12 protein-coding genes and 1 riboswitch are annotated in these 22,965 nt (G+C 65.9%); of the genes, 8 read left to right on the top strand and 4 right to left on the bottom strand.

The annotated features are described in order from the left end of the window. Window positions 1-40 precede the first annotated feature (40 nt). From EOD43_RS04545 to EOD43_RS04535, 3 genes are all read right to left on the bottom strand, one after another. Complete coding sequence (locus tag EOD43_RS04545; protein WP_127741490.1) at window positions 41-3,013, bottom strand: amidohydrolase family protein; 2,973 nt, start codon at window positions 3,011-3,013, stop codon at window positions 41-43. A gap of 147 nt (window positions 3,014-3,160) precedes the next feature. Then, entirely contained in the window at window positions 3,161-3,913 is a 753-nt protein-coding gene (locus tag EOD43_RS04540; protein WP_127741488.1) for a CbtA family protein, read from the bottom strand. 13 nt (window positions 3,914-3,926) lie between these two features. Continuing rightward, entirely contained in the window at window positions 3,927-4,154 is a 228-nt protein-coding gene (locus tag EOD43_RS04535) for a CbtB domain-containing protein (RefSeq protein WP_127741486.1), read from the bottom strand. Between the two features lie 195 nt (window positions 4,155-4,349). Between EOD43_RS04535 and EOD43_RS04530 the strand changes: the two genes are divergently transcribed. The 6 genes from EOD43_RS04530 (at window position 4,350) to EOD43_RS04505 (ending at window position 17,784) form a co-directional block, all read left to right on the top strand. Further along, window positions 4,350-4,901 carry a histidine phosphatase family protein gene (locus EOD43_RS04530; RefSeq protein WP_127741484.1) on the top strand — a complete coding sequence of 184 codons (552 nt, stop codon included), beginning with the start codon at window positions 4,350-4,352 and terminating at the stop codon, window positions 4,899-4,901. Between the two features lie 84 nt (window positions 4,902-4,985). Beyond that, window positions 4,986-5,214: riboswitch (cobalamin riboswitch) on the top strand. Between the two features lie 175 nt (window positions 5,215-5,389). Beyond that, window positions 5,390-7,531 (top strand): TonB-dependent receptor, encoded by a 2,142-nt coding sequence (locus EOD43_RS04525; protein ID WP_127741482.1) that lies wholly within the window; start codon window positions 5,390-5,392, stop codon window positions 7,529-7,531. Then, a complete protein-coding gene (locus EOD43_RS04520) occupies window positions 7,518-9,008 on the top strand; it encodes a PepSY domain-containing protein (RefSeq protein ID WP_127741480.1) in 1,491 nt (496 codons plus the stop codon). The genes EOD43_RS04525 and EOD43_RS04520 overlap by 14 nt, the downstream gene beginning before the upstream one ends. Before the next feature lie 162 nt (window positions 9,009-9,170). After that, window positions 9,171-11,063, top strand: coding sequence for a DUF8034 domain-containing protein (locus tag EOD43_RS04515; RefSeq protein WP_127741478.1), 1,893 nt, complete (start codon window positions 9,171-9,173; stop codon window positions 11,061-11,063). Window positions 11,064-11,081: 18 nt separating this feature from the next. Next, a complete protein-coding gene (locus EOD43_RS04510; RefSeq protein ID WP_127741476.1) occupies window positions 11,082-13,898 on the top strand; it encodes a TonB-dependent receptor domain-containing protein in 2,817 nt (938 codons plus the stop codon). 79 nt (window positions 13,899-13,977) lie between these two features. Continuing rightward, a complete protein-coding gene (locus EOD43_RS04505; protein WP_240653077.1) occupies window positions 13,978-17,784 on the top strand; it encodes a LamG-like jellyroll fold domain-containing protein in 3,807 nt (1,268 codons plus the stop codon). Here EOD43_RS04505 and EOD43_RS04500 read toward each other — a convergent pair. Further along, a complete protein-coding gene (locus tag EOD43_RS04500) occupies window positions 17,781-19,343 on the bottom strand; it encodes an aldehyde dehydrogenase (NADP(+)) (RefSeq protein ID WP_127741474.1) in 1,563 nt (520 codons plus the stop codon). The genes EOD43_RS04505 and EOD43_RS04500 overlap by 4 nt on opposite strands. Before the next feature lie 473 nt (window positions 19,344-19,816). On the opposite strand from EOD43_RS04500, the gene EOD43_RS04495 reads away from it, so the two are divergent. Both EOD43_RS04495 and EOD43_RS04490 read left to right on the top strand, forming a co-directional pair. Then, window positions 19,817-21,133: an MFS transporter gene (locus EOD43_RS04495; protein ID WP_240653076.1), complete on the top strand. Its 1,317-nt coding sequence runs from the start codon at window positions 19,817-19,819 to the stop codon at window positions 21,131-21,133. Next, entirely contained in the window at window positions 21,130-22,965 is a 1,836-nt protein-coding gene (locus tag EOD43_RS04490; protein ID WP_127741472.1) for a DUF8034 domain-containing protein, read from the top strand. The genes EOD43_RS04495 and EOD43_RS04490 overlap by 4 nt, the downstream gene beginning before the upstream one ends.

The following is a 22,965-nucleotide window of genomic DNA, read 5'->3' as shown; positions in this document are numbered from 1 at the left end:
ATCACCATCCGGGGCCGCTCCTTTTTAATCGGGCAGTTGATCAGTCGTTCGGCGCTTTGAGCAGGTCGGCCTCGTCATAGGCGACGCCGTTCAGCACCACCTTCTTCACATTGTAGGTCGCCGAAATGTCGGCGCGCGGATCGCCCTGGACCAGGACGATGTCGGCCAGCTTGCCCGGCTCCAGCGTGCCGGCGTCCAGGTTCAGGCTCTTCGCCGAATTGACCGTGACGGTCTGCAGCGCCTGAAAAGGGGTCAGCCCCGCGACGACATAGGAATAGATTTCCGAATGGAGATTGGGCGCCATCAAAGTGTCGGTGCCCGCCGTCACCAGCGCGCCGGCATCATAGGCGTCCTTGATCATCTTGAGCGACCCAGCATAGGTCGGCGCGAGCATCGCGGCCATATTGTCCTTGCCGACGATCGTTTCCTGAGCCCATTCGGGATAGAGCTTCACGCGCGGATCGTCGCGATAGTCCGGATGCTTCGCCAGATACGGCCCCCACGATCCGAACATCGTGGGCGTGAAGGTCCGCCCGCTCTTGCCGAACAGCTGGATCACATCCTCATAAGCGCGGCCCTGCGGCGCCTGCTTGGGCGAATAGCCGCGGCGGCTGGTCGCGCCGGTATGTTCGGTGGCGTCGACGCCCGAATAAGCCGCCGGATAGATTTCGTGGCCCGACACCGGCACGCCCATCGCATGCGCCGCCTCGACGATGCGCCGCTGGCCGAAATCGGTCATCCGCACATAGCTTTTGATCATGTCATATTTGAGCGCGCTGACCGCACCCAGCGCGCGATCGAGATGCGCATAGCCCGATATCGCGACGCCCATCTTGTAGAAGGTGCGGTTCCATTCCAGCAGCGGCCCGCCCGAATAGATGCGCGGGCCGATACGCACGCCAGCCTCGGCCGCCTCGCGATTTTCGATCCCGTCATACCATTGGCTGCCCGGATCGCGGACCGTGGTGATGCCGTAAGCCAGCCACGCCCGGTTGCCCGCCGCGCCGAAATCCTTCTGCGCATGCGAATGATGCTCAATCAGGCCGGGAATGGCGGTGAGGCCCGTTCCGTCGATCACCTTGGCGCCCGCATGCTCCGCCGGATCATGGTCGCGTATCTCGACGATGCGGTTGCCGTCGATCACGATATCCTTGTCGCGCTGCGTAATGTCGTGGACCGAGTCCACCAGCGCCGAAACATGGATGATCGTCCGCCCTGTCGGCTTGGCGAGCGTATAGCTGAGGTCGAGCGGCACCTGACGGATCGCGCCCGTCTCCAGATCGACCAGCTTCAGCTTGTCCTCGTTCTGATAGAGGATCGTGCGCGAATCCCCGCCCCATGTCGGGTAATGCGACATCTCGCTGTTCACGCTGCGCGGCGGCCCGGCGGGCGCGCCGTCCGCCGTCACCGGCCAGACGCGCAGCACGCCTTCATAGACCGCGGCCATCTTGGTCCCGTCGGGCGACCAGGCGGGGCCGCCGCCACCGCGCGTGTCGATCGACTGATCGGGATCGGGCACATACCAGCGCGGCGCGCTCTTGCCGTCGGTGGGCACGACGAAGACCTGATTGGTGCCCTCGCGGAAGCTCTTGGAATAAAGTTTGGACAGGCTGATCGCGACCGACTTGCCATCGGCCGACCAGCTCGGCTCGCCCGGCTGCGGCAGCGATCCCTGCAAGCGGGTGATCTTGCCGCCGTCGACATCGACCAGCGCGAGCCCAGCGACGCCCCAGCGCCCGTCGACGTCGATGAAGGCGATCTGCTTGCCATCGGGCGACCATGCGGCGCCCAGAGGCTGGGTCGCGATATCGGTCAGTTGCTTCGCAGCACCGGTCCGCACGTCGCGCACCCAGAGTTGGGGCAGCCCACCGCCCTTGTCCGAACTATAAGCGATCTGCTTGCCATCGGGCGACCAGGAGGGATCGGCGTCCATCGCATGATCATTGGTCAGGTTGGTCGGCGCGCCGCCGGTGACGGGCACCGTCCAAAGGTCGCCCAGCGCGACGAATGCGATCGTCTTGCCGTCGGGCGACAGCGTGGGTTTCAGAATGCCGAGCGCCTTGCGCGGGCTGGTCGAATCCCAGTCGCGCTTGGCGCGGGGATAGCTGGCGCGGGTGACGTCGAGTGTCGCGGCGAACGGCACGGTCGCAACCTTGCCGCCGGTGCGACGGCGGATCTGCCCGTCGGACACATAGACGAAGTCGCGGCCGGCCTTTGCCCGCGATATCTTGAACGGGAAGACATTCTCGCTGCCCGAAACGGCGGCGCCGTCAATCTCCAGCCGGCTGCCCTTCGCGTCGTTCGCGACATAGGCAAGCTTGCCGTCGGGCGTCCATGTCGGCGCGTCGTAGCGTGCGCTCCCTTCCTTCAGCACGCGCGCCGCGCCGCCGGTCGCAGGCACGGCATAGAGGCTCATCGCCGTGCCGCGCGTGCTCGAATAAGCGATCTCCTTCCCGTCCGGCGACCAGGATGGCATGCGATCCTCATAGTCGTCGGCGGTCAGCTGGGTCAGCGCGCCGCTGGCAAGGTCGATCGTCCAGATATTATAGCCCGCCGATCCCCTGCCGGCGCGGTCGGAAGAGAAAGCCAGCATCGTCCCGTCGGGCGACCACATCGGCTCGCGATCGTCGGCCACGCCTTCGGTAAGGTGGCGCATGTCCGAACCATCGGGCTTGATCGTGAAGAGATCATAGGTGCCGTCGCGATAGGCGAAGAAGGCGATCGACTTGCCGTCCGGAGACCAGACCGGCTGACGCGCATCATTGAAATAATCGGTGATCCGCTTGGCCCTGCCGCCCTTGGCCGGCACGATCCACAAGCTGCCTTGCAGATCGATCGCCAGCCACTTTCCATCAGGCGAAGTCGATACCGACATCGACGTTCCCTGATGCACCTCGATCGGAAAGGATATCGCGCCGCCGGGGGGCGGCAGATTGGCGGGCTGGGCATGAGCAGCGCCCACCCCGACCAGCGCCACGGAAGCCAACAACGATGTCTGAATATTGCGGCGCATCACATCACTCCCCTTTAGGAAACAATTATTCTACATGAGAAATGTGTCAATCTGCGATTGCAGCATGCTGCAGGCGCACGCTCGCGCCGCGCGATGCCGCGCGTCAGTTCTCCTGAACGACAGAAAGCCCGCTTTCGGGACGCCGGTTCAGCGGCGCTCCGCCTGCCTCCGCAGCACGCGATCGGCCATCGCACCGAAGCCGATCCCGATCACCACCCACAAGGTCGCCTGGACACCAAGCGAGGCGATGCGGAAGCGCCACAGGACGACGGCGGGGAAGTCGGCGGGCACTTCATTGATCGCCGGCAGGGCGAACTGCACCGCGATGATGATCGCCACATAAGCGCCGGCCGCGATCAGCATCGCGTTGAAGGCGCCGGCCTTGTTCGCGAAGGCGCGGCCGACCTTGATCGCGACCACCATCGCGACGACCGAGAGCGCGATCATCGCGAAATAGGTCAGCGTGCGGAACACCACCGTCTCATGCTGCCCCACCGCTGGGGGCGTCGCGGGATATTTGATCGCCGGCACCAGCGCGATCGCGATGAACGCGCCGATCGCCATCAGCAGCGACAAGGATCGCGGCCCGAGCGTGCTGATGCGCCCATAGATCACCGCGAAGACGAGCGAGAAAATGCCGCCCACCGCCGCGCCATAGAGCGCAGTCGCGGTCAGCAGGCCGATGCCCTTCTGGGTATCGCGGCTCACCAGCTCGGGTTCGGGGTCGGCGGGCATCGCCATCGCATGGCCGGCATGGCTGTGCGCGGCCTGATCGTGCGAGGCTTCGAACGCGATCGCCAGATCGACCTGCGGTTCTGCGACCAGGCGCGCGAACAACGTCACGATGAACGCAGCGACGATCCCCGCGATCATGCCGCGGATCAAAAGATCCCGAGTCATCGGATAGCCTGCCTTAGTGGCAGGGGAAGCCGAGAAGGTGGCGCCCGTCGTGGACGAATTCGTGCACGTACATGCCGTCGAAGAAGGCGTAGGCGCCCTGTTCGGTGCTGACGAAATAGAGCGCGATCATCGCGAGGAGCAGACCGAAGATCGCCCAGGGCACGATATCGCGCAGCGGGATCGCGCCGCTGTCCGACAGCGGAATGAAAACGTCATCAGCGAACACAGCAGCAGCGGCCATCGTCGGTCTCCTTCGGGATTGCGCGTCCCGCGAACAAGATGGTTCTCGAAGGTCTGGCTCTCGACAGCTTGCGAAGGCTGACGATAACAGTGGCGCGACCGCGCCGGATTTGCACCGGCTTCTTCTTCGAACCTGTTCTGCCCGCTTTGGCCGGAACGGGGCGAAGCGTCAACGATCCTGAAAGGCCGGGTGGACGTGCGACTGACATTATTGTGCCACGCCGCCACCCGCTCGATGCGCGAAGGCGGCTTTCCGTCGCCCGACGAGCCGCTGGATGAGGGCGGCGAACGCAAGATCGCGGCGCTTGACCTTCCCAAGGCGGCCGCCATCCTGTGCAGCCCGGCCCGCGCGGCGCGCCAGACGATGGAGTTGGCCGGACTGTCCGGTGCCGAAGATGCGACGCTGCGCGACATCGAGCATGGCGACTGGAGCGGGCGCAGCTTCGCGGCGGTCCATGCGAGCGACCCCGGCGGGCTGACCGCGTGGATGGCCGACCCGACCCGCGCCGCACCGGGCGGCGAACGATTCGATGATCTCGTCGCGCGCATGACGCCGTGGCTGGACGATGTCGCCGCTAAGCCGGATGCGACACTCGCGATCACCCATCCGATGGTCATGCGCGCGGTAATAGTCGCCGCGATCGGCATCTCCGCCGAAGCCGCAATGCGTATCGATTGCGCACCACTGACGCGGATCGATCTGTCCTACAATCGGCTGTGGCGATTACAGGCGATCCGTCCGCTCTGATCGGGGCGTCTATTTGCTGCGCTTGCGAAGAGCGCATTTTCTGCTTATTGGCCGCGCTGTTCGAGGGGGCGAACACTCAACCCCAAGAACATTGATCGCGCCGGTTCCCCGAGAGGGGATTAAAATGGGAACGCGGTGAGGACGGCCAAGGCCGCCCGAATCCGAGGCTGTCCCTGCAACTGTAAGCGGTGAGCGCGATGCACATGCGCGGACGGGCCTTCCGTCCGCCAGCCACTGGACCATCCGGTCTGGGAAGGCGTGCATCGAGCGATGACCCGCGAGCCAGGAGACCTGCCGGCGTCTGGTCGCTCTTGCCCTGGCCCAGGGGATGGCCGCGGCACGGTTCTTCCGTCTGAGCGACGAACGAGCGGCGGGGGCCGCATCGGAGACGTGCGTCGGTCGCCCTTGGCGTCCGCCCGCCGCGCGTTGCCGACCGTTCGAGAACGGCAGTCCTCCGCCTTGTCGCTTTGACGCCGGGGGACCGATTGATGACCTATTCCACCAAGCCCGCGCACATCCGCGCCCTGTTGTTCGCCGCCACCGCGCTCACCGCCTTGCCCGCGCATGCCGAAGATGCGGCCGCCACCGAAGCCGAGGATAGCAGCACGATCATCGTGACCGCGGTGGATTCGCTGCGGCTCAACCAGAAGACCGAGGGCGCCAGCCGCCTCGGCATCACCGCGCTGCAGACGCCCGCCAGTGTCGAGACACTCGATGGCGATGCGATCCGCCTGCGCGGCGACCTGACGATCCAGGACGCCGCCGCGCGTGCGACCGGCATCGTCAACGCATCGGGCGTGTTCGGCTTCTCGCTCGCCGCGCGTGGCTTCGTCGGCCAGAATTCGGTGATGCAGCTCTATGACGGCATGCGCATGTACAACAACACGCTCACCTTCCCGGCCGATCCGTGGATGGCCGAGAGGGTCGAGATCCTGCGCGGCCCCGCCTCCGTCCTCTATGGCGAAGGTGCGATCGGCGGCGCGGTGAACGTCGTGCGCAAGCAGCCGGGCGACACGCTGGAGGCCAGCGGCCGCGCGATCGTCGGATCGTTCGAAAGCTACAATATCGCCGCCGGCGCGGGCGGGCCGATCAACGACATGATCGGCTTCCGCATCGACGGCGCCTATCGCGAGTCCGATGGCTGGATGAAGCGCGGCGATTCCAGCGCGACATCGCTGTCGGGCGCGATCAAGCTCAAGCCTGCCGAGGATCTGAGCATCACGCTCTCGCACGATTTCAGCCGGCAATTGCCGCGCACCTGGTTCGGCGTTCCGCTTGTCGGCGGCAAGCTCGACAAGTCGCTGCGCAAGAACAATTACAACGTCACCGACGCCCGCCTGCGCTTCCGCGACAATTGGAGCCAGGGGAAGATCGAATGGTCGCCGTCGGACAGCTTCAGCATCCGCAGCACCTTCTACCATCTGTGGGCCAACAAATATTGGCACAATAGCGAGAATGAGACCTACGTCGCCGCCACCGCGACCGCGCCGGCCAAGATCCGGCAGTCGAGCTTCCTCGAACTCTACCACGTCCAGCGGCAGACCGGGAACCGCACCACCGCCAATGTCAGCGGCACGATCCTGGGCCTTGAAAACCACATGGTCGTGGGCTTCGACGTGAACCGGATCACCTATAAGAACATCAGCAATTCTGGGAATAACGCGACCCGGCTGGTCGATCTGTTCGCCACCGACACCGGCCTGTTCATCGACCAGACCGGCGCTGCGGCGACCAAGCCGCGCTACAAGAACACGATCCACCAATATTCGGTCTTCGCCGAGGATCGGCTGGTGCTGAGCGATCAGGTCTCGTTCGTCGGCGGGCTGCGTTACGATCGCCCGCGCATCCGCAAGAACGATTATGTGAACGCGGCGAACAATTTCACCGCAACGCCCGACGCCGTCACCTGGCGGCTGGGCGGGGTCTATAATCCGATCCCGACCCTATCGATCTACGCGCAGTACGCGACGGCCGCCGATCCGGTCAGCGCGCTCGTTTCGACCAGCCTTGCCCAGAGCGCGTTCGATCTGTCGACCGGCCGCCAGTGGGAAGCCGGTATCAAGCACGTCTTCTGGGGCGGGCGCGGCGAATGGACCTTCGCGGCCTATGACATCGTCAAGCGCCGGCTGCTGACGTCCGACCCGCTGATCCCGATGATCCAGGTCCAGGTGGGCCAGCAATCGTCGAAGGGGCTGGAAGCGTCGCTGTTCCTGAAGCCGGTCGATCGCATCGGCATCACGCTCAACGGATCGGTGCTGAAGGCGCGCTACGACGATTTCTCGGAATCGGTCGGCGGCGTCCGCTTCCAGCGCGCGGGCAACCGCCCGAGCAACATCGCCGCGAAAACCGCCAATGCCTTCGTCAGCTGGGAGTTCGCCAAGGGTTGGGTCGCCGACGGGGGCTTCTCCTATGTCGGCAAGCGCTTTCAGGATGCGGCCAACACGCTGGTCATCCCGTCCTACACGCTCACCGACTTCGGCGTGCGCTGGCAGTTCACCGAAAAGGCGAGCGCCGGCCTGCGCGTCCGCAACATCTTCGACGAAACCTATGTGCGCGCGACCTATGGCGCGTCGCAGTGGGTGCTGGGCGATCCGCGCGCGGTAGAGGCGTCGATCAATGTCGCTTTCTAGAAGCGCGCTGCGCACCGGGCGGCGGTGGCTCTATCTAAGCCACCGCTGGACCGGCATCGTCCTGTGCATCCTCTTCGCGATCTGGTTCGTGTCGGGCGTGGTGATGATGTACGTCCCCTTCCCGTCCTTCCGAGGGCCGGAGCGGGTTGCGGGCCTTCCGCCGATCGAATGGACGAAGGTCCGCACCAGCCCCGCCGACGCCCTCGCCTCGATCCAGCCGAAGGACTTCCCGTCCGAAATGCGGCTGGAGATGACGGGCGGCGAGCCGGTCTATCGCTTCGTTCTGGAGGATGGCCGCCGCGCAGTCTCCGCCACGACGGGGCGCGAGATCACCGGCGTCGATGCCACGCGGGCCCAGGCGATCGCCAGCGCCTTCGTCCACGCGCCCGCAAAGTCGATCGTCCCGGTCGATCACGATCAGTGGGTCGTCACCCGCGCTTATGCGCGGATCGCCCCCTTTTGGCGCATCCGCATGGCCGACGATGCGGGAACCGACATCTATGTCTCCCGCAAGACCGGGGAGATCGTGCAGAACACGACCGCGCACGAACGCTTCTGGAACTGGCTGGGCGCGGTGCCGCACTGGATCTATTTCGAGGCGCTTCGCGTCTATCAGGAGCCGTGGCGGCAGACGGTGCTGTGGACATCCGGCATCGGCATGTTGGGCGCCATCGCCGGCATCTGGATCGGCATCCTGCGCGTGCGGATTGCCCGGCGCTACAGGTCGGGCTCAGTCAGCCCCTATGTCGGCTGGATGAAGTGGCACCACATCATCGGCCTCGTCGGTGGCCTCTTCCTCGTCACCTGGGTGTTCAGCGGCTGGATGTCGATGAGCCCGTGGGGCGGCCTGCGCGACGAAGGCGGCAAGACGATTGCCGATCGCTACGCGGGCGCGAAGCCCGAATTCGCCCGCACCGATCTGACTATGCTCGCCCGCACCGCGGCCGGCGCGCACGAAGTCCGCTTCACCTGGCTCGGCGGCCGGCCAGTGATCACGGCGCATGGCGGGCCAGTGCACAAGCGTCTGCTCGACGGCGCAACCGCGCGCGCCTTCACGCCCGCCCGCGCGGATATCCAGACACTCGCGGCATCGGCGCTGCCAGGCGCGAAGCTGACGGGGTTCGAATGGCTCGACCGCTACGACCTCTACTGGTTCAGCACCGGCGATCCGCGCAGCGACGAACGCCCGCTGCCGGTCTGGCGCTTCACCTTCGACGATCCGGCCAAGAGCTGGCTCCACATCGATCCGACGACCGGCGAACTGCTCAACCGGTCGGGATCGGGATCGCGCAGCTACCGCTGGCTGTTCAGCGCGCTGCACAGCTTCGACCTGCCGTGGCTCCTGATCCTGCGCCCGTTGCGCGACGCATTGATGTGGCTGCTCTCGGCCGCCGGCCTGTTTATCTCGGTCAGCGGCGTCGTGGTCGGCTGGCGCTATTTGCGGCGAGGCTCGGCTTCCCGCGCAAAGGTTCGCTGAACACCTGCATCGTCCAGGCTGATCGCCACTCGACGGCGGCGATCAGCCTGAATGCGATACCTGCATTGAACAATGCCGCCTTTGGCTTGGAAATTGACAATCGCGTTACGTAAGGAATCCGACAAACGCCGCTCAGAGCGTTCCCTGGGAGTGTGATCGGATATGCACGCAAGCCGTCGTGATGTGTTGCGTGGCGTCGTCGCCATCGGATTGACGAGCGTTGCGACGACCGCGGCACAAGCGGCGCCGATCCTTCTCGAGATTTCCGAACCGATGCCGTCGCCCGAATGGGCGCTGCTCCAGCGCGCCGTGCTCGATGCGCAGACCACCGCCTGCGAAACCTTCTTCGCGCGCTATTTCGATCCGAACACCGGCTATTTCCGCGCGATCGAGCGCTGGGGCGGGAATGACGGCCCCGACGACGCGATCGAGAACGTCAACGACTGGCCCCATTTGTACATGCTGGGCGGATCGGAGCGGGTCCGCACGCTCTACGAACTGGCTTATGAAGGCCATGTTCGGCAGTTCGCCGCTGCGAAGACCAAGGATGTGCCCATCGCGCGCGAGGGCATGTATTTCCGCGATTTCCCGGTAATGATGGACTGGCAGCATAATGGCGAAGGCATCTCCGTCTTCAACGCCATGAGCCTGGCCGATCCCTATTCGAAGGCCTATCGCGACCGCGTCCGCCGCTTCGCAAACTTCTACACCGGCGCCGATCCGACCGCGCCCAATTACGACCCCAAGCACAAGATCATCCGCAGCCTGTTCAATGGCAGCCGTGGTCCGTTGATGCGCAACACGACCCCGCTCGACTGGGCAGGCGACCCGATCGACCTGAGCGGCATCGATCCCGCTGCGATCTTCCACGGCGAGCGGACCTATGAGGAGATGCTCGCCCATTTCCACGGTTACGAGGATATCGTCGGCGATCATCCGCTGAACCTGCAGGCGACCGGGCTTGCCACCAACGCCTACATGCTCTCGCACGAGCGGAAATATCGCGACTGGGTGATCGAATATGTCGACGCCTGGATCGAGCGCGCCCGCGCCAACAACGATCTGCTGCCCACCAAGATCGGCCTCGACGGGAAGATCGGGGGCGATGCCGGCAAATGGTATGGCGGCGTCTATGGCTGGGGGTTCAGCCCGATCGTGCCGATGACGGGCAAGCCCGCCGATCGCAACCGCATCCCCTATACGATCCCCGGTTTCTTCAACGCCTATCTGTTGACCGGCGACGACAAATATCTCGACGCGTGGCGGCGCATGACCGACCGGATCAACGCCAACGGCAAGATGATCGACGGCCGGATGCACTATCCGAGCATGTATGGCGACAATGGCTGGTACGGCTTCAAGCCTCAGAAATGGTCGGTCGGCGCGCAGGATATCTACCTGCTGACGATGAAGCCGTCGGATCGCGCCCGCGCGCCGGATCACCCCTTCCTCCAATATCTCGACGGGAACAATCCAAGCTTCCCGACGACGGCGCTGCGCGAGGCGCTCGCCCATATCCGCAAGACCGGCGAGATGTTGCGCGCCGACACCACCACGCCCGATACGCGCTTCGTCGATACGGTGATGGATCAGAACCCGGCGGCCGTGACGGCGCTGGTCCTGCTGATGCAGGGCGGTTCGCATATCGCGCGCCCCGGCTGGTCGAAGAACTCGCCGACGCTGGGCGGATCGATGCAATTCTCGCGGCTGCGCTATTTCGATCCGGAGGCAAAGCGCCCCGGCGTGCCGCCCGATGTCGGCGCGCTGGTCGATCGCCTGACCGCCGATACGACCGGGGTCACGCTGGTGAATTGCAGCCAGACCCGGGCGCGCACCGTCACCATCCAGGGCGGCGCCTATGGCGAGCACCAGATCCTGTCGGTCGCGCAGGGCGGCAACGCACCGCGCACTGTCGATGGCCAGCACTTCACCATCCGGCTCGCCCCCGGTTCGGGCACCCGACTCGAACTCAAGATGCGGCGCTTCGCCAATCAGCCGACGCTCGACTTCCCGTGGGGCGGGCCGCTCGTCGATCAGAAACTCAGCACAAATTGAAATATACAGGGAGGATTTATGGGCTTTGATATCGTTACCGCGCGGCGCACCCGCCTGATGCTGGGCGTCGCCGTCGCGTCGCTCGCGACCTCGGCCGCCTTCGCGCAGGAACAGGCCGCCGCCGAACCGGCTGCTGCGGCCGAGGCCGCAAGTGCTGCGGTCGATGACACCGCTGTCAGCGAAATCATCGTCACCGGTTCGCGCATTTCGCGCAGCGGCTTCACCGCGCCGACCCCGACGACCGTCATGGGCGTGCAGGACATCCAGAAGGCCGCGCCCGCCAATATCGCGGACTTCGTCAACCAGTTGCCTCAGCTGAGCGGCAGCGCGACGACCCGCACCAACAATGCCAACACCAGCACGGGCGCCAACGGCCTCAACGCGCTGAACCTGCGTTCGCTGGGCACCAACCGCACGCTCGTCCTGCTCGACGGCCGGCGCGTGGTCGCATCGTCGACCAACGCCGCGGTCGACGTGAACAACCTGCCCAGCGCGCTGGTCGAGCGCGTCGACGTCGTGACCGGCGGCGCTTCGGCCGCTTATGGTTCGGACGCGGTGGCCGGCGTGGTCAACTTCGTCCTCCAGAAGAAATATACCGGCTTCAAGGGATCGATTTCGGGCGGCATCACCGATCGCAGCGATGGTGAGAATGGCAACGGCTATCTCGCCTTCGGCGCCCCGTTCGCCGAAGGGCGCGGCCATGTGCTGCTTAGCGTCGAAGGTCTCTACCAGAAGGGCATCGGCTCACTCGATCCCAAGAAGCGCAAGTGGTTCAACCAGACCAACCTGCTGCTCAATCCGGCCTGGACCGCAACCAATGGCCAGCCGCGCCGCATCATCCGCAGCAACGTCAACAACCTCACCGTCGCCCAGGGCGGCGTGATCACCACCACGGCGCTTGCCAACACCCAGTTCGGCGACGGCGGCGTTCCGCTGCCGTTCGAGCGCGGCTCGCTGATCTCCGATCCGCACATGGTGGGCGGCAATCCCTGGTACGAAACCAATGCGGTTGCGCTCGATTCCAAGCTCAAGCGCTGGGCAGCCTATGGCCGTGCGAGCTACGAACTGACCGACGATATCGAGTTCATCGCCGAAGGCTCCTACTCCTACGCCCGCACCGGCGGCGTCGCCGCGTATCAGCGTTATCCGGGCAACCTGACGATCTCCGCATCGAACGCCTTCCTGCCCGACAGCATCCGCCAGCGCGCGGCGGCCGCCAATGTCAGCTCGTTCCGCTACGGCTATTCGACCTTCGATCTCGGCCAGCCCTACAATCAGGCGACGCGCGAGACCTATCGTGCGGTCGCCGCGCTCGAAGGCACCGTCTTCGACAACTGGAAGTGGGACGCCTATTACCAGTATGGCCAGACCGACGCGGCCTTCGTCCTGAGCAACACCACCAATGTCGCGAACTTCGCACGCGCCATCGATGCGGTGCGCAATTCGAGCGGGCAGATCGTGTGCCGTTCGACGCTGACCAACCCTGGCGACGGCTGCGTTCCGCTCAATATCTTCGGCTATAATGTCGCAAGCCAGGCGGCCATCAACTATGTGAAGGGTCGCGCGACGCAGGATCTCACGATCAAGCAGAACGTCGCCGCCGCCAGCCTGAGCGGCGAGCCGTTCGAACTGTGGGCCGGCCCCGTCAGCCTCGCGGTCGGCGCCGAATATCGCAAGGAACAGGTGTCGGGCACCGGCGACGCCATCTCGGCGGTCAACGGCTGGTTCACCGGCAATTTCAAGGGCACCAACGGCAGCTACAACGTCAAGGAAGTCTATGGCGAAATCGTCGTTCCGCTGGCGAACGACCTGCCCTTCCTGCGCCTGCTCGAACTCAACGCTGCGGGCCGTTATACCGATTACAGCACCAGCGGCGGCGTCGAAACGTGGAAGGTCGGCCTGACGTGGAAGCCGGTCGACGATCTGCGCCTGCGCGGCGTGCTGTCGCGCGACATCCGCGCGCCCAACCTCAACGAGCTGTTCTCGGCCGGCAACACCCAGTCTGCGGAGATCACCGATCCGGTGCGCAACGCCTCCTATCGCGCGACGCGTCTGGTGGTCGGCAACACCAATCTGACCCCGGAAAAGGCGGACACGACCAGCGTCGGCGTGGTTTACAGCCCGTCCTTCCTGCCGCAATTCTCGGCCTCGTTCGATTATTACTCGATCAAGCTGAAGGACGCGATCACCTCGCTCGGCGCGCAGGAACTGATCGATCGCTGCTCGCGCGGCGAAACCGAACTCTGCCAATATATCACCCGCGACAATACGGGCTTCATCACGCAGGTTCTGGGTTCGTCGATCAACGTCGCGCAGCTCAAGACGCGCGGCTTCGATATCGAAGCGAGCTTCCGTCAGCCGCTCGGCGACATCTTCGACGGCATGGACGGCAACATCACGATCCGCGCGCTCGGATCGCACATCGCGCGCCGCACCACGATCAACGGCGGCGTCAAGACCGAGGCCGCCGGCCAGAACACCGGCGATGCGCCCAAGTGGCGCTGGTTCGGCACGATCGGTTACGACAATGAGCGCGTTTCGGGCCTCGTCACCCTGCGCACGATCAGCGGCGGCGTTTACGACAATCTGTGGCGTTCGGGCGTCGACATCGACAACAACCGCATCAAGGGCGCGGCCTATGTCGATCTGGCCGGCACCTACAAGTTCGACATTGGCGGCGGCGTGAAGATGGAGGCCTTCTTCAAGGTCGAAAATCTGTTCGACAAGGATCCGCCCGTCGTCGCCGCAACCAGCGTCAGCGCGCTCCAGACCAACGTCGTCATCTACGACGTGATCGGCCGCGCCTATCGCGCGGGTCTGCGCTTCAGCCTGTAATCCGAAACCGGGCCGGGTTCCCCCCGGCCCGGCCTTCGGGCACAGGACCATCACTATCGCCTACCGGGAGCAGAACATCGTGCCGTCGATCCATATTTCGAAGGCGCGCCTGCTCGCCGCCGTGGCCCTCGTGGGCCTCACCACCCCGGCCCTCGCCCAGCCTGCCGGCGATGACGACGGCCTGCTGTTCCGCGTAGCGGCCGACAAGGACCTGACCGCCGATATCGCGCGCGGCGAGGCCCAGCCCAATTTCCGCAGCGCCGTTACCGTGGTTCCCGATGGCGCGATCGGCGGCGCGGCGCGCTGGGCCGATCAGGGCTATGTCGCGTGGCGCGCGCCCGGCAACATCCGCGCCGCACGCGGCACGCTTGCCTTCTTCTGGCGCGCCCGCACGCCAGTCGGCGAAGCGCCCTTCAGCATCTTCCGCGTCTCCTTCGCCGATCATAGCAGCTGGGACATGGCGTTCCTGCGGATCGACTGGAACGGACACGGCTTCGATGCCTTCGTGACCGATGCGAACCTGTCGCGGGTGCGCGTGTCGTGGGCGATGCCGACGCCGCCGGCCCCCGATGCCTGGCACCATATCGCCTTTGCATGGGACGAAACCATGGGCGTGCGCCTGTTCGTCGATGGCCGCGAGGTCGCGCGCAAGGATCAGAAGGCCGATCTCGATTCCGGCCTCGATCAGCTCGGCATGGCCGGCCGTGTCCTTTCCCCGCATCAGGTGCAGAGCCGCTACAACTTCATGCGCGGATCGGATTTCGACGAAATCCGCGTCTATGCCTCGGCCCTCGATACCGACGCGGTCGCGGCCCTCGCCGCAAAGGGCGAACCGACCCTAAAGCCTGCCACGGACAGCGCCGCGCGCCGCACCGCCTGGCTCCATCGCTATGGCTGGGATCGCACCACGCCGCCGCGCCTCGACGCCCCCGTCACCCGCTTCCGCAAGGTCGAGTTCGCCGACGCCAAAGACCTCAAGCAGTGGAACTGGAAAGGCATCGACGGCATCGCCGAGACGACCTGGCCCGGCGTCTATAACCGGTCGCGCCTGCCCGGCCGCGACGACTATTTCCAGCTGCCCGACTGGAACGTCTATGTCGAAGGCGGCAAACGCTACGACCTGACCGTACCGCCCGGTGAGCGCGTCAATCAGGTCGAAATCCGCGGCGCGGCCTATGGCACGCTCAGCTGGAACGACAGGAAAGTGATCAGCCGCGCTGAAGGCGTGGTGCGCAGCGTCGACCGGATCGAACCACGCACCGGCGGCACCTTCAGCTTCACCAACGTCGTGCAGGAACAGCCGATCCAGGAGTTCTGGGCCTATGATGTGACGACCGGCACCGAACCCGCCGGCACCTTCAAGCTCGATTATACGATCCGCGCCAAGGCGGCGCCGAAGCTGGCCGCGCTGGACGGCCTCAACACCTTCATCGCAGGCCGCTATCCGCCCGATGAACGATCGACCGTGCTCGCCATGCCGACGTCGGGCGTGCGTGCCGCGGTGGGCGCGGGCGCGGCGGGCGGCGACGCGACCGTCGAACGCGCGGCAGGCGCCGCCCCGCTCGTCCACCTCCTGATCCCCGCCAGCTTCGGCGAGGCGCCGGCCGATCAGCCGGTTGCGCGCGCCTGGGATTATGGCTGGCAGAATATCCATGACGGGCTGGACGGGATCGCGATCGATCTGCCCGCGCTCAATCTTGCGGGCGACAGGAACGGGCTGATCCCGCTCAACGTCAAGATCAAGGATCCGATCTGGCCGGGCCGCGACATGATCGACGTGTCGTTTTCGGTAAAGCCGGGCGAGGCTCGGACGATCTGGCTCGATCTGCGCGACCGGATATTGTCGCACGACAATCTCTATCTGACGGTCGCCAGCGCCGCGCCCGATTTCGACGCAGACAGCCTCGACGGCGCGCGCATCCGCCTGGTCTTCAAGCCGCGCGCCGAGGCCGCGAAGGAGCATGTCGCCGATCGCTTCAACCAGGTGAAGGACAATTGGGCCAATCTGGTCGAGGAACACACCGCATCGAAACGCGCGTCGCTCTACGCCCGCATCTTCGCCGACGCGACCGATCTGCTGCGCGTTGATCCCGATCATGTTGAGGGCCGCGCTTATTGGTCCGACATCAATTATCGGCCCGAAAACCTGCCGCCCGTCCCGCTCGCCCCAACCCCGGCGGGCGTGCCCGAATGGGCGCATCGGCAGCTGCAGGATCTCACCTATGCCCGCCGCTTCGCCGAATGGTGGATCGACAATCGGCAGGTGGCTTATGGCGATTTCGGCGGTGGCCTTTCGGACGATGTCGACTTCGTCCAGCAATGGCCCGGCCTCGCGTTGATGGGGCTGATCCCCGACAAGATCACCTCCTCGCTCAACGCCGTGTCGGACGCGATCTACAAGAACGGCATGATCACCAATGGTCTCGGCACGATCGAGACCGACGAACTCCATGCCTATGAGGAAGGGCTGAACACCAACGCCGCGCGCCTCTACCTCAACTGGGGCGAACCCAAGGCGATCGAGCGGATCATGGACAATGTTCGCGGGCTTCAGCGGATCGTCCTGCGCAATCCGGCCGGGCATTTGCACTTTGCCTCGTCCTGGTATGGCGGGCGCAAAATCTATCGCGAGGATGCCTGGGCCTGGCAGAAACCCTACGGCTTCGTCGTGCTGCACGGGCCGATCCTGCTCGGCCTCTACAACGGCAATCCGGCCGCGCGCGGCATGGTGACGGGCATGATCGACGGCGTGCTCGCGCATGGCAAGCAGGATGAAAAGGGTCGCTGGTCCTTCCCGAACGAGATCAACTGGCGCAGCGATCAGGAACGCGTCGGCGACGGCGGCGGCGCGAACTGGCCGCTTCAGGGCGCTTGGGCCGCATGGCGCTGGACCGGCGATGCGCGCTATCTGCGCCCGCTGGAGGCATGGGTCGCCAAAAGCGGCCCCGGCATCCTTGCCGAGATGAACGAAAACGCCTTCGATGCGCTGCCGCAGGGCAAGGACTGGCGCGACACGCTGATCGCCGGCTCCTCCGATCCGTTCGCCTCCTTCGCGCGCTGGACCAGGACGGGCGACACCGCCCCGCTCGCCAAGCTCCACGAAGCCGCCGCCGCCGAAAAGGCCGCGCGCGAATATATGATGACCGAGGGCCATTGGTGGACCGACCGCGTCGAGGCGCCGAGCGAAATCCTCCAGCGCGAACGGCTGGGCGGCATCGCGCTCAAGCGCAATCAGACCTGGCCCGGCAACGCGGTCGGCTGGCGCTTCGCCGATCCGGCGGGTGCGGAGAAGGTCGCCTTGCTCGTGCCCGGCGCGACGCCGCAGCGCATCCGCGTCATCGGCTTCAACACCGGCACGATCACCGAGAAGGCCGATCTCTCCACCTGGAATATCGACGCCGGCGAATGGCGCATACGAACGTCGATGAGCGCCGACGAAGGCAAGACGCTGTCGCCGGTCGGAGAACCGGTTTCGGTCGCGCTGGAGCGTGGCGCGTCGACGCAGGTTGCGTTCGCGCCCGGCACCACGACCGTCATCGATCTGGAACTCGTGCGACCGGCCACGCCCGCCGATCAGCGACCCGATCTCGGCATCGGCCGCGACGACGTGACGGTGAAGGGGCGGAAGGTCGACGTGACGGTCCACAGCCTCGGCGCGCAGCCCAGCGACGGCGGCACGGTGTCGCTGGTGGCGGGGGACAAGGTGCTCGCGACCGCGCCCCTGCCCGCGCTCAAGGCGCCGCTCGATCTCCAGCCGTCGACCGCGAAGCTGAGCCTGACGATGCCCGCCGGCACGCGGCCCGACACCGTCACCGTGGTCGTCTCGCTACCCGGCGATGCGCCCGAAGTGACGCTGCGCAACAACCGGGTGGCGATAGGGCGTTAGGCCCCGCGGATCTTCTGCGGGATATCCCAGGGATTGGTCGCGCGGGCCGGCGCCGGCAGCAGGCTGTCGGGCAGATCCTGATAGCAGACCGGGCGCAGGAACCGTTCGATCGCCAGCGCACCGACCGATGTCGTGCGCCCATCCGACGTCGCCGGATAGGGGCCGCCATGCACCATCGCATGGCTCACCTCGACACCCGTCGGCCAGCCATTGGCAAGGATGCGACCGACCTTGCGCTCGATCAGCGGGATCAGCGCGGCGGCGGACGCATGGTCCTCCTCATCGAGATGCAGCGTCGCGGTGAGCTGCCCTTCAAGGCCCGCGATCACCGTCGCGGCCTCGGCCATGTCGGCAACCTCGACGACGATCGACGAGGAACCGAACACTTCGTGCGACAGCGCGGCATCGCCCAGGAAGGCCGATCCGGTCGTGCGGAAGATCGCCCCGCGCGCCTGATTGACGCCTTCGCCCACGCATCCGCGCGCAACCGTCGTGACGGCGGCATGGCTTTCCAGCTCGTCGACGCCCTTTTCGAAGCTGGCGTGGATACCAGGCGTCAGCATCTGATGCGCGGGGCTGGCGACCAATGCCTCGGCGGCAGCTGCCACGAACGCATCGAGATCGGGGCCGGCCACCGCGATGACAAGGCCGGGATTGGTGCAGAACTGCCCCGCCCCCAAGGTCAACGACTGGACATAGCCGGCACCTAGCGCCGCCGCGCGACGGCTGAGCGCCGCCGGGAACAGCAGCACCGGATTGATCGAGCTCATCTCGGCATAGACCGGGATCGGCTCCGCGCGACCGGCCGCGATCCGCATCAGCGCAAGCCCGCCGCCGCGCGATCCGGTGAAGCCCACTGCACGGACGCGCGGATCGGCGACCAGCGCCGCGCCGAGTTCGTTCGTCACGCCCGGAAGATAGGAGAAGACGCCCTCGGGCAGGCCCGCATCGGCCACAGCCTTGCGGATCGCGCGGGCGACCAGTTCGCCGGTGCCCGGATGCGCGGGATGCCCCTTCACGATCACCGGGCATCCGGCCGCGAAGGCCGAGGCCGTGTCGCCGCCCGCGACCGAGAAAGCGAGCGGGAAATTGCTGGCGCCGAACACCGCGACCGGGCCGAGGCCGACATGACGACGGCGAATGTCCGCGCGCGGCGCGGGCTGGCGTTCGGGCAGCGCCAGATCGATCGTGACGTCCGCCCATTCGCCCGCGCGAACGACATCGGCGAACAGCCGCAACTGCCCCGTCGTGCGTCCGCGCTCATTCTCCAGCCGCCCGCGCGGCAGGCCGCTTTCGGCCATCGCGCGCACGATCAGGTCGTCGCCGATCGCCATGATGTTATCGGCGATAGATTCCAGGAAACTGGCGCGGGTTTCGGGATCGCTGTCCGCGAACGTCCCGAAGGCTGCATCGGCAAGCGTCGCGGCTTCGGCGACATGGTCAGCATCGGCATTGGCGAAAGGCGGATCGATGGTCGCGCCGCTGCTGGGGTCGACGGCGGCGAAGCTGGTCGCCGAACGCACGTCCCGCGCGCCAATCAGGATGCTGCCGTCGATCATCTCGCTTCTCCGCTTCGATAGTAAAAGGCTGCCTCCCCATGATGGGGAGGCAGCAGCAGGGCAGCAGGGATGTTGCTGCACTCCGTGGCGGCGGCCGCGCCGCGAACCGGTGGCCGCCATGTTCCAACACGCTCGGGCGACGAACCTCGCCCCCGAAGATGGCCATCGGCGCGGGGCCGCGTGAATATTCTGACGCTGGTGTCGGCCACTCTCCCGATCATCGACACGCATGGATCGCCCACCTTCGGCGGGCTTTGTTGACAATGGCGTAGCGTGGGTTCGGGGACGGACGCCAACCTCAATCCGGCATCAATCGATGCACACATCGCACCGGTGACGACTATTATCCACCGGTGTCATCGGTCTAAACCATGCCAAGTCTTGACTGGATCCCGATCGATCCCGCCACGACGACCGACATGCCAAGCAGCCGCAACGCCCCGACAGAGGGCGAGGGCCACGAGGAGAGAAAATTGACCGATCTCGCCGCCCGCCCGACGCGGGTTCGTCACAAGATCATCGCCCTGATCTTCCTGATCACGACGCTGAACTACGCCGACCGGGCGACGTTCTCGATCGCGGGCAGCGCGGCATCGGCGGATCTGGGGCTCAGCCCCGTCCAGACCGGCTTCATCCTCTCGGCCTTCGCATGGGCCTATGCGCTGGCGCAGATACCCGGCGGCGCGCTGCTCGACCGGTTCGGCACGAAGCGCGTCTATGCCGGCGCGATCGCGCTCTGGTCGATGTTCACCGCGATGCAGGGCTTCGTCGGCTGGTTGCCGGTCGCGTCGGCCGTCGCGACGCTGTTCGTCCTGCGCTTCCTGGTGGGGCTGGCCGAGGCGCCGTCCTTCCCCGGCAATGCGCGGCTGGTCGCCGCCTGGTTTCCGGGCGCGGAGCGCGGCACCGCTTCGGCCATCTTCAATTCCGCCCAATATTTCTCGCTGGTCGCCTTCGCGCCGCTGATGGGCTGGCTGGTCCACGAATTCGGCTGGCGCGCGGTCTTCTGGGTGATGGGCGGGATCGGCCTGTGCGGCGCGGCGATCTTCGTCCGCTACATCCACAGCCCCAGCCGCCACCCCGACATCAACGCCGCCGAACTCGACTATATCGAGGCGGGCGGCGGCCTGATCCATCTGGAGGAAAAGGGCGCGCAGGCCGCCGCCTCGACCTTCACCTGGGCGAACATCCGCCAGCTTCTGGCCAACCGGATGATGCTGGGCATCTATCTCGGCCAATATTGCATCAACGTGCTGACCTATTTCTTCGTCACCTGGTTCCCGATCTATCTGGTCAAGGAACGCGGCCTGAACATCGTCGAGGCGGGCTTCGCCGCCGCGGTCCCGGCGATCTGCGGCTTCATCGGCGGCCTCGCCGGCGGCTTCCTGTCGGATATGCTGCTGCGCCGCACTGGATCGAACGACATCGCACGCAAGACGCCGATGGTCGTCGGCATGCTGCTGGCGACGTTGATCATCGCCTGCGTGTGGGTCGATGCCGAATGGCTGGTGATCGTGCTGATGTCGATCGCCTTCTTCGGCAAGGGGATCGCCTCGCTCGGCTGGGCGATCATGGCCGATGTCGCGCCGAAGCAGCTCGCGGGCCTGTCGGGTGGCGTGTTCAACATGTTCGGCAACGCCGCCGGCATTGTCACCCCGATCGTGGTCGGCTATATCGTCGGCGCGACCGGATCGTTCGATCTGGCCTTGTGGTTCGTCGGTGTCCATTGCCTAATCACGATCTTCGCCTTCCTTGTCGTCGCAGGCCCCATTCGTCGCCTGGAACTCAAATGATCGTTCTCGATCGGCGCGCCCTGCTCGGCGGGGCGGCGATGCTGACGGTGCCTGCCGTCGCACGCGCCGCCCCCGCCGCGATCCGGATCGACGGCCCGATGGCGCCGCCCGCCTGGGCCGTGATGCAGCGCCGCCTGCTCGATGCGAATGCGGCGGCGTGCGAGGCTTTCTACGCCACCTATGTCGACGCGCGCGATCGTCTGAAGGTGTTCGAACGCTGGGGCGCCAATGACGGGCCGGACGACGCGGCGGAGGCGACCAACGACTGGTTCCTGCTTCACGCGCTGGGCGGATCGGATCGGATCGCCGCCCTCGCCGCGCGCTTCTGGGAAGGGCATATCCGGCAATATAGTGCGGCCCGCACCGTCGACGTGCCGATCGCCCGGCAGGGCATGTATTACCGCGAATTCCCGGTCCAGATGGACTGGCAGCACAACGCAGAGGGACTCACCAGCTTCAACGTGCAGGGGCTTTCGATGCCCCGCGACCGCAAGCTGATCGAACGCACCCGCCGCTTCGCCGATTTCTACACCGGCCGCGATCCCACCGTACGCAATTACGATCCGCGCACCCGCACGATGGCGAGCCTGCTCAACGGCAGCCGCGGCCCGATGCTGCGCGAGGCAACCCCGCTCGACTGGGCCGGCGATCCGTTCGCAGCGGGTGAGCGTTTCCACATGGAGCATGGCGAAACCACCTACGCGCAGACGCTCCACCATTATGACGAATATGGCGACGTCGTCGGCGACAATCCGCTCAACCTCCAGTCGACCACGCTCGGCCTCAACGCTTATGCGCTGACCCGCGAGGAGCATTATCGCCGCTGGGCGCTCGACTATATCGACGCCTGGGTCGATCGAGCCGCCGCCAATGGCGATATCCTGCCCAGCCGCATTCGCGCCGACGGCAGCGTCGGCAAGGACGATTGGTGGAAGGGCGTCTATGGCTGGGGCTTCTCCCCGCTGGTGCCGCAGACCGGCGAACGCGAGGACCGCAACCGCGTGCCCCGAAGCATCACCGCCTTCATGGGCGCCGTGCTGTTGACCGGCGATCAGGCTTATGTCGACCTGTGGCGCCGCCAGAACGCCCGCATCAACGCGGCATCGCGGAGCATCGACGGGGTGCTGAGCGCCCCCACCATGTACGGGCCGAACGGCTGGTACAGTTTCCAGCCCGGCCCCAATCGCAGCAACGCGTTCGAAATCTGGTACGTCTCGCAGCGCGCCGACGATCTCGCGGCGGCGGGCGATCATCCGTGGATCGATTATCTGGCGGGTCGCAACGACCATTATCCGATCAAGGCGATGGAGGCCGATCTGGCCCGCATCGCCAAACGGATCGAGGCGCGCGAAAAGGATCCGACCACCCCCGACACCCGCCTCGCCGACTGGCCGATCGACATCAATCCGGCCAGCGTCGCCAGCCTCGTCCAGTTGATGACCGGCGGACTTCACATCGCCCGCCCGCCCTGGTCGAAGACATCGCCCAATCAGGGCGGCGTGCCGCTCCACTGCCGGCTGCGCTATTTCGATGCGCAGGCAAAGCGGGCCGGTTTGCCCGCCGACATGGCCGCGCTCGTCCACAGGCTCGGCGATGCCGAAACCGACGTGACGCTGATCAATATGGGGCGGCAGCCGCGCGACGTTGTCGTGCAGGGCGGCGCCTATGCCGAACATCGGATCGACAGCATGGCCATCGATGGCAAGACGACCGCCGTGGGCGCGAGCCATGTCACGATCCGGATCGAGCCCGGCTGCGGCGCGCGCCTCACGCTCGCGATGCGGCGCTACGCCAACCGGCCGACGCTCGACTTCCCCTGGAACCGTGCCTGA

Origin of the sequence: Sphingomonas crocodyli (assembly GCF_004005865.1) — a bacterium.
GTDB lineage: Bacteria > Pseudomonadota > Alphaproteobacteria > Sphingomonadales > Sphingomonadaceae > Rhizorhabdus > Rhizorhabdus crocodyli.
This window is presented reverse-complemented; position numbering and strand designations above follow the sequence as displayed.